Raw genomic sequence first — 12,416 nt, 5'->3', positions numbered from 1 at the left:
CGAGCGGCGGGCCCGCGCCCGTCATCCGGATCCGCCTCGCTCCGCCGCGCGGGCGGCCACCACGAGCTGGCCGAGGGCCAGTCCGCCGTCGTTGGGCGGGATCCCGCGGTGCCGCAGGACGGTGAATCCGTCCGCGCGCAGCCCACGGGCACAGGCCGAGGACAGCAGGGTGTTCGCGAACACCCCGCCGCTCAGGGCCACGGTCTCCAGCCCGGTCGCCGTACGGGCCGCGGCGCACACCGCCCGCACCAGCCGGGCGACGGCGAGATGGAAGCGCACCGCGATCACGGCCGCGGGAACGCCCGCCCGTACGTCCTCGGCGACGGCCGCCAGCAGCGGCCCCGCACCGGCGGTGACCGGCTCGGCGCCCGCCAGCCGGAAGGCGTACCGCGGGTCGTCGTCCTCGTCGGCGGCGGACACGGCGGCGCCCTCCAGCTCGATCGCGGCCTGCGCCTCGTAGCCGACGTGCTGGCAGACCCCCGCCAGAGACGCCACGGCGTCGAAGAGCCGCCCCATGCTGGACGTGGGCACGCAGTTCAGCCCTCGCTCCAACTGTGCGCGCAGCAGCGGCAGTTCGGCGTCCGGGCAGGCGGCGACACACGGCAGGTCCGGACCGGGCGCGAGGCCCGCGGCGTGCAGATGCGCCAGCGCCATGCGGTACGGCCGGCGCACCGCCGCGTCCCCACCGGGCAGCGGCACGTACGCCAGATGCCCGAACCGGCGGAAGCCGTCGTAGCCCGTGAGCAGGAACTCACCGCCCCACACGGCCCCGTCGTCCCCGTGCCCGGTGCCGTCGAAGGCGACCCCGATCACCCGGGCGTCCGCCTGAAGGCCGTGCTCGGCCATGACGGCGGCGACGTGCGCGTGATGGTGCTGGACCGGGACGACCGGGCGCCCGTCCGCGTGCCGTCGCGCCCACGCGCCCGACCGGTATGCCGGGTGCGTGTCGGTGACAAGGAGCGTCGGCCGTACTCCCGTGATGGACTCCAGCTGCCGCTCCGCCCGGTCGAACGCCCGCTGTGTGGCGAGGTCGTCCATGTCCCCGACGTGCGCGGACAGCCAGGCCCTGCGGCCCTCGCCGAGACCGAACACGTTCTTGAGGTCCCCGCCGACGGCGAGCACGGGGGCCACCGGCACGGGCAGGGTGACCGGCAGGGGCGCGTAGCCACGCGAGCGGCGCAGCACCAGCTGCTCGCCGTCGCACACCCGCACGACGGAGTCGTCGCACGGCACATGGATGGGCCGGTCGTGGGTGAGCCAGGCGTCGGCCAGGATCGCGAGCCGTTCGAGGGCCTCGGCGTCGTCGGTGACGATGGGCTCGCCGGAGAGGTTGCCGCTCGTCATCACCAGCAGCCGGGGCGCGTCCTCGCTCCCGAACAGCAGGTGGTGCACCGGCGTGTACGGCAGCATGACGCCGAGGTCCGGACTGCCCGGAGCCACGCCGTCGCTCGGCACCGGCGCACCTGGGGCGGGCCTGCCTCCGGCGCGCCGGCGCATCAGGACGATGGGCCGCACCCGTCCGGTGAGCAACTCGCGTTCGACGGGCCCGACACGCACCAGGTGTTCGACGTCGGCGACGTCCCCGGCCATCAGCGCGAACGGCTTGTCCCCGCGCGCCTTGCGGCGGCGCAGCTCGGCGACCGCCGCCGGGTCGGTCGCGTCGCACGCGAGGTGGTAGCCGCCGACACCCTTCACGGCGAGAACGGCACCCTCGGCGAGCAGGGCGCGCGCCGCCTCGATCGGATCGCCGTCGGGCGTCTCGCCGTGCGCGCCGGTCAGCTTCAGGCGCGGGCCGCAGGCGGGGCAGGCGACGGGCTGGGCGTGGAAGCGCCGGTCGGCGGGGTCGTCGTACTCGCGGGCGCAGTCGGGACACAGGGGGAAGTCCGCCATCGTCGTGTGCGCACGGTCGTACGGCAGACCCGTCACGATGGTGAAGCGCGGCCCGCAGTGCGTGCACGTGATGAAGGGGTGGCGGTGGCGCCGGTCGGCGGGGTCGGTGAGTTCGGCGAGGCAGTCGGCGCAGGTGGCGGTGTCGGGAGCCACCAGCGTCCGGACGGAACCGGTCGTGCGTGAGGGGACGATGGTGAAGCCGTGGCTCCCGGTGGGGGCCAGGTCGGTGGCCTCCACGGCCTCGACCAGCGCGAGCGGCGGGGCGCCGGGCGCGATGCCCCTGCAGAACCGGGCGACGGCGTCCGGCGCGCCCTCCACCTCGACGAGCACGCCGTCGCCGGTGTTGGTGACATGACCGGCGAGCCGCAACTCCGTGGCGAGTCCGTACAGGTACGGCCGGAAACCCACGCCCTGCACCACACCCCGTACGACGACCCGCGCCCGCCGCACGGCGGGCGAGGCTCGCACGTCCGGGACCGTGCCGGTCTCCGGTGCCGTGCTCACGCCTCGGTCCGGGCCATCACCGGAGCGTGGACGTCGTGCCCGTCGGCCGCCGCCAGAGCCCGGTCGACCAGGACGCCGGCGCCCTCACCGCCGCGCACGGAGGTCAGCACGACCTCGACGCCCGGATTGACCTGCTGCACATGGGCGCGGAAGGCGGCCTCGTCGAACTCGGCCGGTCCTGCCAGGTCGGACTTGGTGACGATCACCAGCTGGGCCAGCCCGAACGCGGTCGGGTACTTCAGCGGCTTGTCCTCGCCCTCCGTGACGGACGCCAGGACCACGCGCAGCGACTCGCCGAGGTCGTAGGAGGCGGGGCACACCAGGTTGCCGACGTTCTCCACGAACAGCAGGCGGGTGTCCTCGGGCAGCCACTCGTGCAGATGGCCGGCCAGCATGTCCGCCTCCAGATGGCAGAGCCCGTCCGTGAGCACCTGCTTGACCGGCACGCCCGAACGCGCCAGCCGGACGGCGTCGTTCTCGGTGGCGAGGTCCGCGGTGAGCGCGGCGGTCGCGACGCCACGCTCCCGGGCGAGCAGCAATTCCCGCTCCAGCAGCGCCGTCTTGCCACTGCCGGGGCTGGACAGGAGGTTGACCACCGTCGTGCCCCGGGCCGTCAGTTCGGTACGCAGGACGCGGGCCGCCATGGTGTTCTTGGCGAGCACCGCCTGCCGTAGGTCCACTACGCGGCACATGGTCAGCTCTCCTTGCGTGGGTTGGCGGGTGTGGGCGCGGGCGGGTCGGCGGGGTCGGCCCAGTGCACCTCGGTGATCCGCAGTTCACGACCCGCGAGCAGATCGGTGGCGCCGCTCCCGCAGCCCGCGCAGACCATGTCGGGCGGCATCCCGGTGTCCCAGGCCCGCCCGCACGGCGCACAGGACGCCCGGCCGGGCACAGGCCGGGTGGTGAGCGCGGCGCCTTCCAGCACGGTCCCGGCACAGGCCAGTTCGAAGCAGAACGCGAGGGAGTCGGGCACCACTCCGGCGAGCTCGCCGACGTCGAGATGCACGGCGCCGACACCGGCCACGCCTCGTGAGTGCGCCGCTCGCTCGACCTGGTCCACGACCGACAGGGCGACGGACATTTCGTGCATCGGTCTCCGTCCCGGGCCGGGCTTAAGTCCTGGGCGCCCATTACACGGCGGGGGCCCGGCGGCCGGCCGAGCGGCGCGCCGGAGTCACACGGATGCCTGGCCCGTTCGGTGCACCCGGCCGGCGGTGGGCGCTCAGGTCGGCGTCACATACGGCGAATGCGCAGGTAGCGCTTGATGTCGGGCATGACGTGGGTGACCAACGCCGCGAGCGCGGTGGCGGCGGTCGCGGCGGCCGCACCGCTGATGATGCGCTTCTTCATGGTGCTCTCCGTGGGTTGGGGGGTGCCTCGGCGAAGCCCTCGGCACCTATACGGCTGCTTCATCGCCTTCCTTCACGGTGGACGGGTCGCGCAGCAGCCCGGCGACCAGGCGCACCGCCTCGGGCAGCGCGGCGGCGACGGCCGGGCTGAGGCCGATGCCTTCCTCGACGGTGGCGGGTTCACACCCCACCACCAGCGTGCGCCGCGGCGGCGGCGTACCGATGCCGGCGCACAGGGTGTCCAGCAGGGCCAGCACGGCGTCGGGCGACATCCGGTGGCCGTCGAGCGGCACGTCCTGCGGCGGGCGGCGACTGCCCGGCTCCGCCGCGTCGATGACGTACAACGTCCCGGGCCTGCCGCCGCGGGCCGTCGCGTCGAGGAGGACGAGGGTGTCGTACCCGTCGAGCAGCTGGTACGCCAGATGCACCCCGCGGATGCCGATGTCGGCGACCTCGACGCCGGGCGGCAGCTCCTGCCCGGCCAGCAGACGTGCCGCCTCGACGCCGAAGCCGTCGTCGCCGAGGAAGATGTTGCCCACCCCGGCGACCAGGGCACGGGGGCACGGTGGCGTGGCGGCGTTCACGCGTCCTCCCGGATCTCGGCGACGGCCACTTCGTCGGGCTGGAAGTACAGGAAACGCCCCTGCTCCCGGCGGATGTCGGCGCCCGGGTCGTCCTCCAGGGTGACGGCGATGTGCACACCGCCGTCGACGTCGTGCAGCACCGCCTCCACCAGTGCGTGCCGCCCGTCGACGAACAGGTCCTGCGCGTCGGTGTGCCGCAGTCGGGGCCGCAGCACGACCCGGCAGCCGGCCCGCACCGGCTGCCCGTCGACCAGCACGTGGTCGCTGGCCGGATCGACGGCGGTGTCCCCGCCCGGGTCCCACCACGGGGTGTCGGGGCGCATGACACCGTCCTGCCGGAAAGGATCGGCCTCGTCGGGCGTACGGAACTGCGGCACACCGTCCGTGGCACGCGCGGCGGGCCCCGTGACCTCCCGTAGACTGCGTACCGCGCCGTGCAGCCGCTCCAGTACCTCCGGCGGCATCGAGTCGGCCAGGTCGATCACCGCGGCCGCCCGCTCGTCCGTGCCCCTGGCCTCGCGCTTCTCCTCGTCGGTCAGGGCGGCGGTGCGAAGGGCGAGGATCTCGTCGATCTCGGTCGCGTCGTACAGGGCGCCGGGGCTCTCCGGGGCGATCGCGGGGTGGTCCTCCAGGATGATCGGAGAGGAGAGCACCAGGTCACCGCGGCCCGGCTCACCGGCCAGCACCGGCCAGGTGTGCAGGTTGCGGCAGGCCGCGGTGGCCCCCTTGGCCCACTCCGGCGGGTCGGTCAGCGACAGGAACCGCCCGGCGTCCAGGCACAGCAGCGTGTGGCTCGCGACCAGCGAACGGGGCAGGACGGCGTCACGGTCGGCGCCCTCCGCGGGCAGCCAGTCACCGGTGTTCTCCACGACCACGCTCAACCGCTGCGTCCGGTACGGCCCGTCCAGCTCGCTCACCGACAGGCGCAGGGTGCCGCTGACCTCTTCGCGGCGCCGCACCAGCCGGCCGACCGTCGCGCCGGCGCGGTCCGTCACGGGCTCGGTCTCCTCGGCCGCCGGCATGCCGAACGGCACGACGACGTCACCTTCCGCCAGTTTCGCCACCGGCACGACGAGCCTCACCTGCTCCTCGTGCCCCTCGTCCCAGGGGACCAGCAGCCGGTCGTCCAGGGCCAGTTCGGGCACCGTCTCGAAGCCGCCGCCGGGGCGGGCCCGCTGCACGGTGCGCCGCTGGGCGTGCAGGAAGCGCACCTCGACGGCGAGCGTCGCGCCCGGCTTGGGCTCCATCAGCAACTCGGTGTGCTGGAAGTCGTGCTCCTCGGTGGCCGCGCTCCACGCCGGGGGCACCAGCACGCCGAACTGCCAGCGCAGCCGGTTCTTCGCGGCGGAGGCACGGTACGGGTAGAGCACGTACCCCTCGAACAGCACGGCGTCGGCGACCTGCCGGGCGACGGCCAGGCGGGCCTCTGCTTCGGGGCGGAAGGTCGTTGTGATCACGGTGTCCTCTCCCCGGCCGCCGTCATGAGCGCCTCGACGGTCTCCTGCCACGAGGGCAGCGCGCGCCGTGACCGGTACGCCACCAGGGCGTCCATGGTGTCCCGGGGCAGTCGGATCCAGCCGGAGCCCGGGAAGTGCTGTTCGACCATCTCCCGCCACGTCTTCACCGGCATCCGGAATCCGGCCTCCTTGTCCCAGGGGACCGGCTCGACGCGGAAGCCGCCGTCGCCGGTGAAGGCGGTGCCGGAGAACAGCATCAGCAGCGGCACCTCCCCGTCCTCCAGGGCGTCGAAGTAGCGGGTGGACGCGATGTCCATGTCGTAGGTGCAGGGCACGACGACGTCGGTCTCGACCTCGCCGGTGAACCCGGGCACCATCACCTGCACCTGCGCGAACTGCAGCGGGTTCAGGGTGCTGCCCCACCGGGACCGTTCACCGAACAGGTCGGTCAGCGCCGCGGCCTCGGAGTCGGCGTAGCCGCGCCGGGCGGGTTCGATCCGGATCTGGCAGCGCAGCGCCAGCGCGTGCACCCGGGTCGGCGGGGACGCCGTGACGCGCAGCCGGAACACCAGGGTGGGGCCCATGGCGTACGGTTCGGCGCGCACCCCCGTGCACGTGAACGCGAACTCGGTCACGACCGGCTCCCTCGCGGCTCACGGGCCTGTTCACCGACGTGCGCGAAGAACGCCTCCAGGTCGGCACGGGCCTCCGCGCCGCCGTCGAAGCCCTGCCAGCGCAGCCGCATCCGCCCGACCAGTTCGTAACAGATGTCGACCGGGACCAGATAGCACTCGACCCGGCCCTCGTACCGGCGCAGAAGCAGCGCCTCGACGTCGGGTGCCAGCAGCTCGGCCAGTTCCGTGGCGGCCAGCACGGACTGCCAGCTCTCCGGGTCCAGTTCGCTCTCGGTCGCCCCGGCCGGGCTCGGGTACAGGGCGACCAGCCGGTCGAGGGCCGAGTTGCGGAAGAAGAACGCGACGCCGACGGGGATGCCGAGCCGCTCCCAGGCCTGCTCGTCGATCCGGTGGCCGGGATCGCGCAGATAGCGGCCGGGCACGGTGCGGAACCGGCCGTGCGTCTCCCCGGAGCGGTCGAGCAGTTGGGCGCAGGGATCGCAGGCGCAGGCCAAGGCTCGTTTCTCGACGTCGACGAGGTGCCGGTGCCGCGTGTCGGCGAGCGGCGCGGCGCACAGTTCGCAGCGCTCCTCACGGGGCCGGCGGGGGGTGGTGAAGCGGCTCAGGCCCCGGGGCCCCGTGCCGTTCCGCATGCGCCCCGGACCGGTCTGCGGCGCGCTCACCGCGCGTCGGCCGACGAGCGGCCGCCCGTCCCGGCGCCGGGCGGCGCGGTGCCGATCTGCAACAGCGCGGGCTCCCGCGCCGGGGCCTCCATCTCCACCGAGGTCACCTCCGGCGCGAAACACGCCAGCGCCTCCCGGGCCGCCTCCTCGACGCCCCCGGTGCCCCCGCAGCCACAGCCGCCGGAGCCGGCGGGCCGCAGCCGCAGCGCACCGGTCGCCGGGTCGAAGCCGGCGTTCTCGACGGGCTGGGGGAGGCTGTCGAGCGCGCGGGCGATGCGGGTGCGGGCGTCCTCCGGGTGCAGCCCGTGCAGCACCAGCAGGCTCGCCACCAGGTCGTCGCCGAGCAGGGCACCGAGGGCGGCGGACGCGTCGGCGTCGCGCTCGACCAGGTCGAGGACGCGCGCCAGGCCGGCGCCGTAGAACTCCATGAGAACCCGCACGAGTTCCTCGGCCGCCTCGCACGCCGCGGGGTCGCCGGAGGCGGCCAGCCGGTCGAGGACCTCCTCGACGAGCCGGCCGGCCGTCTCCGCGTTCACCGCGTTCACCGTGCCGGGCGTCCCGCTCATCCGGCCAGACCGCTCAGGCCGGTGGGGACGTGCATCGCCTTCGTCGTGCGGCCGTCACCGACGTACATGTGCACACCGCACGGCAGACACGGGTCGAAGCTGCGCACGGTGCGCATGATGTCGATGCCCTTGAAGTTCTCCGGCGGGTTCTCCTCGAAGATCGGCGTGTTCTGCACCGCGTCCTCGTAGGGGCCCGGTGTGCCGTAGGTGTCGCGGGTGGAGGCGTTCCACGGGGTGGGCGGGTACGGGTGGTAGTTGGCGATCTTGCCGTCCCGGATGACCATGTGGTGCGAGAGCACCCCGCGCACCGCCTCGGTGAAGCCGACGCCGATCGACTCGTCCGGCACGTCGAACTTCTCCCACGTCTGGGTGCGCCCGGCGCGTACCTCGGCGAGGCCCATCTCCGCGCTGTGCAGCGCCACCGCGGCGGCGTACGCCTGGAAGTAGGTGCGGGCGCGGTTGCGTTCGAGGGCGTTGCTCCACTTCGGGATCTTCCACTCGAAGGTGGTCTCCGGCTTGGTGAGCGTGCGCGGCAGGTTGATGACCACGCTGTGCCCGGTGGCCTTCACGTACCCGATGTCCACCAGGCCCGACAGGGCCGTCGACCACAGCCGGGCGAGGGGGCCGCCGCCGGTGTCCAGCGGCAGGTAGTCCTTGCCGTCGAACCAGCGCGGCGACATCACCCAGCTGTACTTGTCGTTGAAGTCCCGCTTCTGCGGGGCCGGGATGGTGTGCTGGTTCCAGGGGTGGCGCGGGTCGACCGGGTTTCCCAGCGGGTCGTGCGTGACGAACTGCTCCTGGCCCACCCAGTCCTCGTAGTACGAGCTGCCCAGCAGGATCCGGATGCCGAGGTTGATCTCGGTGAGGTCGTTGGTGACCAGCTTGCCGTCCACGATGACGCCGGGGGTGACGAGCATCCGCCGGCCCCAGTCCGTCATGTTGGCGTACGTGAAGTCGCAGTACTCGGGGTCGTTGAACGCTCCCCAGCAGCCGAGCATCACCCGGCGGCGGCCGACCTCCTCGTAGCCGGGCAGCGCCTCGTAGAAGAAGTCGAACAGGTCGTCGTGGAGCGGGACGACGCGCTTCATGAACTCCACGTACCGCATGAGGCGCGTCATGTAGTCCGTGAAGAGCTGCACGGAGCCGATGGTGCCGACGCCGCCCGGGTAGAGCGTGGAGGGGTGCACGTGGCGCCCCTCCATCAGGCAGAACATCTCCCGGGTGTAGCGGCTGACCGAGAGCGCCTCGCGGTAGAACTCGCCCTCCAGCGGGTTCAGGGCGCGCATGATGTCGGCGATGGTGCGGTAGCCGTGGTCGGCGGCGTGCGGCGCCTCGGTGCGCTCGGCGAGTTCCATGACGCTTGGGTTGGTCTCGCGGACCATCTTCTCGCAGTAGTCGACCCCGACCAGGTTCTCCTGGAAGATGTTGTGGTCGAACATGAACTCCGCGGACTCACCGCAGTTGATGATCCACTCACCGAGGTGCGGCGGCTTCACGCCGTACGCCATGTTCTGCGTGTACACCGAGCAAGTGGCGTGGTTGTCACCGCAGATGCCGCAGATGCGGCTGGTGATGAAGTGCGCGTCGCGCGGGTCCTTGCCCCGCATGAAGACGCTGTAGCCGCGGAAGACCGACGAAGTGCTGTAGCACTCGGCGACCCGCTTCTGCTTGAAGTCGATCTTCGCGTGGATGCCGAGGCTGCCCACGATCCGGGTGATCGGGTCCCACGCCATCTCCACCAGCCCGGTGCCGTCACCGGATGTCGTCGAGGTCGCCATTGTGTCTGTGATGCCCTTCGGTCGGTCGGGTCTGCGAGGGGGGGAGTGGCCGGGGGAGCGTGGTCACCAGGGGGGCCGGTAGCCGGTGGTGATCTCCCGGCCCGTGTGCCGCCACTTGGGTTCCTTGTCCACCGTCTTCGCCGTGATGGACCGCAGCCTGCGGATCACCGCGCCGTAGGCACCGCTGGCGGTGCTGGAGAGCCTGCCGCCGGGCGGCTCGTCCATGAACGGCATGAACTTGTCGGGGAAGCCGGGCATCGTGCAGGCGATGCAGATGCCGCCCACGTTCGGGCAGCCGCCGATGCCGTTCATCCAGCCCCGCTTGGGCACGTTGCACTTGACGACCGGACCCCAGCAGCCGAGCTTCACCAGGCACTTGGGCGAGTCGTACTCCATCGCGAACTGGCCCTGCTCGTAGTAGCCGGCCCGGTCGCAGCCCTCGTGCACGGTCGCCCCGAACAGCCAGGTCGGCCGGAGCTTGTCGTCCAGCGGGATCATCGGCGCCGACCCCGCCGCCTGGTACAGCAGATACGTCAGCGTCTCGGCGAAGTTGTCCGGCTGGATCGGGCAGCCCGGCACGCACACGATCGGGATGCCCGCCTTCGACTTCCAGTCCCAGCCCAGGTAGTCGGGCACGCCCATCGCGCCGGTCGGGTTGCCTGCCATGGCGTGGATGCCGCCGTACGTGGCGCAGGTGCCGATCGCGACGACGGCCAGGGCCTTCGGGGCGAGCCGGTCGATCCACTCACTGGTGGTGATGGGCTGGCCGGTCTCCGGGTTGTCGCCGAAGCCGCACCAGTAGCCCTCCTGCTTGATCGCCTCGTTCGGGACGGACCCCTCGACCACGAGGACGAACGGGTCGATCTCCCCGCGCTCGCCCTTGAAGAACCACTCGATGAACGTGTCCGCGCCACCGACCGGACCGCACTCGAAGTCGATCAGCGGCCAGTGCACCGCGATCTTCGGCAACCCCGGCAGCGCCCCCAGGGCGATCTCCTCGATGCTCGGCTGCATGGCGGCCGTCAGGGCGACCGAGTCGCCGTCGCAACTCAGCCCGGCGTTGATCCAGAGGATGTGGATCGGTTCCTCGTCCGTGCCGGGTGAGCCGGCCGCGTCCGGCTCCTGAGCCGTGGTCGGCGATGCTGCGTTCATCAACTGCCTCCCGTGGAGGAAAAGCCTCGAAGCCGACGAATCGGCCCATGTTCCAGCTAAGCGTCGGACAGCGTGGCGTCCCCCGCATCCGTAGCGGCCGGGCCGGACGGCGCCCGCTCCTTGCGGGCGAAGGCCCGGCGCAGTGCGTGATAGGGCGCGTCGGGGTCCGAGAAGGTCCTGCGCATCCGGTGCAGTTCCCGCTCCCGGACCGCCGCCAGCGGGGTGACCGCCTCCCGGCGCTCGCACTCGGCCTTCTTCGCGGCGAGGCGTGACTGCGCGACGGCCGAGGTCGCCAGCCGGTGGGCCAGGAGAGTGACGTCGTCCGTGAAGCGCGCCGGAGGGCAGGCGACGACCCGGTCGATCAGCCCGATGTCCCGAGCGCGGGCGGCGGTGACCGGCAGCGCCTCCTGGGTGAGCCGCTCCGCCATGGCCGCGCCGACCCGGCGGGGCAGGCTGTATGTCCAGTACTCGGAGCCGTACAGCCCCATGCGCCGGTAGTGGGGATTGAGCACCGAGCCCGAGCGGCACCACACCTCGTCGGCGGCCAGTGCCAGCATCACGCCTCCGGCCGCGGCGTTGCCGCCGACGGCGCTCACGACGAGCCGGTCGGTGGTGGTGAGGACCGCCTCGACGAGATCGTCCATCGCGTTGATGTTCGCCCAGGACTCCGCGGCCGGATCGGCGGCGGCCTCGATGACACCGAGATGGATCCCGTTCGAGAAGAAGTCACGCCCGGCTCCCAGCACCAGCACGGTGGTCGGCCGCTCGCACGCCGCCCGGTAGGCGGCCAGCAGCCGCCGGCACCGGTCGGTGGACATCGCCCCGCCCGGGAACGCGAACGACAGGACACCCACCGGCCCGTCCTCCCGGTACCGGATGTCGGACCAGGAGGAGTTCTCCGCCGGGTCCAGGTCCGGCAGCCGGGGCAGCCGCGCGCCCATGGCGGTCACGGCGGGCAGCTTGCACGCGCGCGGGGCACCGGCGGCCGTACGCTCCCGCAGCTCGGGGATCCAGACCGCGCCGTCCCTCGTGGCCCGGCAGATCGCGCCCGCCCGGGTCGCCAGCAGCTCACCGGGGCGACCCCGCAGCCGGAGCTCGGGATGCCCGCCGTGCAGGAACCACTGCGCGCCCAGCAGCTCGTCGAGCACACCGGGCTGCGAGTCGGCGGCGCGCAGGGTGCGCAGCACGGTGTCGGTGGAGTCGTCGGCCCAGGAGATGCGGCGGTCCTCCTGGCGCATCACGGGCCTGGTCCGCGCGCCGGCCGCCCTCGGCAGGGTGGCCTGATCCCGCGGTACGTACCGGCCGGAGGCGAACCGCTCCACGGCCAGCAGCACCGCCTCGACCGCCGCGTCGGACACCTCGTTCCGGTACAGCTCGCTCTTGCCCACGCAGGGGAGGGGGCAGGCGGCCGTCGCCCACACCGGCCCGGCGTCCATCTCCTCGTCGGCCTGGAGCACGGTCACGCCCCACTCGCCGGCGCCGTCACGGATGGCCCAGTCCAGCGAGGAGGGGCCCCGGTCGCCCACGGGGCCGGGGTGGACGATCAGGCAGGTGCGGGCCGACCACACGTCGCGCGGTACGACGGTCTTCAGCATCGGCGCCACGACCAGATCGGGCGCGTGTCGTCGGACGGCCGCCCGTACGTCGTCGCCGCGGGGCGTCACCTCGACGGCCACACCGTGCCCGCGCTCGCGCAGCTCCGCGTGCACACGCTGAGTGAGGCTGTTGTAGGCGCTGCCGATGAGCAGGATGCGCATGCCCGTGATCGTCATACAGACGCATCGGTGGACGTCGAAGCGAATCCCGGCGGTCACTCGTAGGAGGTGGGCTTCCCGCCAT

Annotated in this window: 12 protein-coding genes; all 12 read right to left on the bottom strand. The window is 72.8% G+C overall.

Going from position 1 to position 12,416, the window contains the following annotated elements:
• Window positions 1-21: 21 nt before the first annotated feature.
• Entirely contained in the window at window positions 22-2,394 is a 2,373-nt protein-coding gene (gene hypF, locus ACFV6X_RS17120) for a carbamoyltransferase HypF (protein ID WP_385383895.1), read from the bottom strand.
• A complete protein-coding gene (gene hypB, locus ACFV6X_RS17115) occupies window positions 2,391-3,086 on the bottom strand; it encodes a hydrogenase nickel incorporation protein HypB (RefSeq protein ID WP_385383893.1) in 696 nt (231 codons plus the stop codon). The genes hypF and hypB overlap by 4 nt, the downstream gene beginning before the upstream one ends.
• Before the next feature lie 2 nt (window positions 3,087-3,088).
• A complete protein-coding gene (locus ACFV6X_RS17110) occupies window positions 3,089-3,484 on the bottom strand; it encodes a hydrogenase maturation nickel metallochaperone HypA (protein WP_385383891.1) in 396 nt (131 codons plus the stop codon).
• A 143-nt stretch (window positions 3,485-3,627) separates the two neighbouring features.
• A complete protein-coding gene (locus ACFV6X_RS17105; protein WP_385383888.1) occupies window positions 3,628-3,744 on the bottom strand; it encodes a DUF6893 family small protein in 117 nt (38 codons plus the stop codon).
• 46 nt (window positions 3,745-3,790) lie between these two features.
• On the bottom strand, window positions 3,791-4,327 hold the full coding sequence (locus tag ACFV6X_RS17100) for a hydrogenase maturation protease (protein ID WP_385383885.1): 537 nt from the start codon (window positions 4,325-4,327) through the stop codon (window positions 3,791-3,793).
• A complete protein-coding gene (locus ACFV6X_RS17095; RefSeq protein ID WP_385383882.1) occupies window positions 4,324-5,784 on the bottom strand; it encodes a hypothetical protein in 1,461 nt (486 codons plus the stop codon). The genes ACFV6X_RS17100 and ACFV6X_RS17095 overlap by 4 nt, the downstream gene beginning before the upstream one ends.
• A complete protein-coding gene (locus tag ACFV6X_RS17090) occupies window positions 5,781-6,419 on the bottom strand; it encodes a DUF6084 family protein (protein ID WP_385383879.1) in 639 nt (212 codons plus the stop codon). The genes ACFV6X_RS17095 and ACFV6X_RS17090 overlap by 4 nt, the downstream gene beginning before the upstream one ends.
• Window positions 6,416-7,051, bottom strand: coding sequence for a DUF5947 family protein (locus ACFV6X_RS17085; RefSeq protein ID WP_385383876.1), 636 nt, complete (start codon window positions 7,049-7,051; stop codon window positions 6,416-6,418). The genes ACFV6X_RS17090 and ACFV6X_RS17085 overlap by 4 nt, the downstream gene beginning before the upstream one ends.
• A 26-nt stretch (window positions 7,052-7,077) precedes the next feature.
• A complete protein-coding gene (locus tag ACFV6X_RS17080) occupies window positions 7,078-7,647 on the bottom strand; it encodes a hypothetical protein (protein ID WP_385383873.1) in 570 nt (189 codons plus the stop codon).
• Window positions 7,644-9,425, bottom strand: coding sequence for a nickel-dependent hydrogenase large subunit (locus tag ACFV6X_RS17075; RefSeq protein ID WP_385383870.1), 1,782 nt, complete (start codon window positions 9,423-9,425; stop codon window positions 7,644-7,646). The genes ACFV6X_RS17080 and ACFV6X_RS17075 overlap by 4 nt, the downstream gene beginning before the upstream one ends.
• 63 nt (window positions 9,426-9,488) lie before the next feature.
• On the bottom strand, window positions 9,489-10,577 hold the full coding sequence (locus ACFV6X_RS17070; RefSeq protein ID WP_365450721.1) for a hydrogenase expression protein HypE: 1,089 nt from the start codon (window positions 10,575-10,577) through the stop codon (window positions 9,489-9,491).
• A gap of 56 nt (window positions 10,578-10,633) precedes the next feature.
• A complete protein-coding gene (locus tag ACFV6X_RS17065) occupies window positions 10,634-12,334 on the bottom strand; it encodes a hydrogenase maturation protein (protein ID WP_385383867.1) in 1,701 nt (566 codons plus the stop codon).
• Between the last annotated feature and the right edge of the window lie 82 nt (window positions 12,335-12,416).

This window comes from Streptomyces sp. NPDC059861 (assembly GCF_042731435.1).
In the GTDB taxonomy this organism is placed as follows: domain Bacteria; phylum Actinomycetota; class Actinomycetes; order Streptomycetales; family Streptomycetaceae; genus Streptomyces.
Note: the sequence above shows the minus strand (reverse complement) of the source record. Positions and strands in the feature narration are given on the sequence as shown.

What these genes read in the sequence shown, in the direction of transcription:
- ACFV6X_RS17070 (WP_365450721.1), bottom strand. Translation starts at nt 10,577, where the DNA reads ATGAACGCAGCATCGCCGACCACGGCTCAGGAGCCGGACGCGGCCGGC.
- ACFV6X_RS17105 (WP_385383888.1), bottom strand. Translation starts at nt 3,744, where the DNA reads ATGAAGAAGCGCATCATCAGCGGTGCGGCCGCCGCGACCGCCGCCACC.
- ACFV6X_RS17075 (WP_385383870.1), bottom strand. Translation starts at nt 9,425, where the DNA reads ATGGCGACCTCGACGACATCCGGTGACGGCACCGGGCTGGTGGAGATG.
- ACFV6X_RS17085 (WP_385383876.1), bottom strand. Translation starts at nt 7,051, where the DNA reads ATGCGGAACGGCACGGGGCCCCGGGGCCTGAGCCGCTTCACCACCCCC.
- hypB (WP_385383893.1), bottom strand. Translation starts at nt 3,086, where the DNA reads ATGTGCCGCGTAGTGGACCTACGGCAGGCGGTGCTCGCCAAGAACACC.
- ACFV6X_RS17080 (WP_385383873.1), bottom strand. Translation starts at nt 7,647, where the DNA reads ATGAGCGGGACGCCCGGCACGGTGAACGCGGTGAACGCGGAGACGGCC.
- ACFV6X_RS17110 (WP_385383891.1), bottom strand. Translation starts at nt 3,484, where the DNA reads ATGCACGAAATGTCCGTCGCCCTGTCGGTCGTGGACCAGGTCGAGCGA.
- ACFV6X_RS17065 (WP_385383867.1), bottom strand. Translation starts at nt 12,334, where the DNA reads ATGCGCATCCTGCTCATCGGCAGCGCCTACAACAGCCTCACTCAGCGT.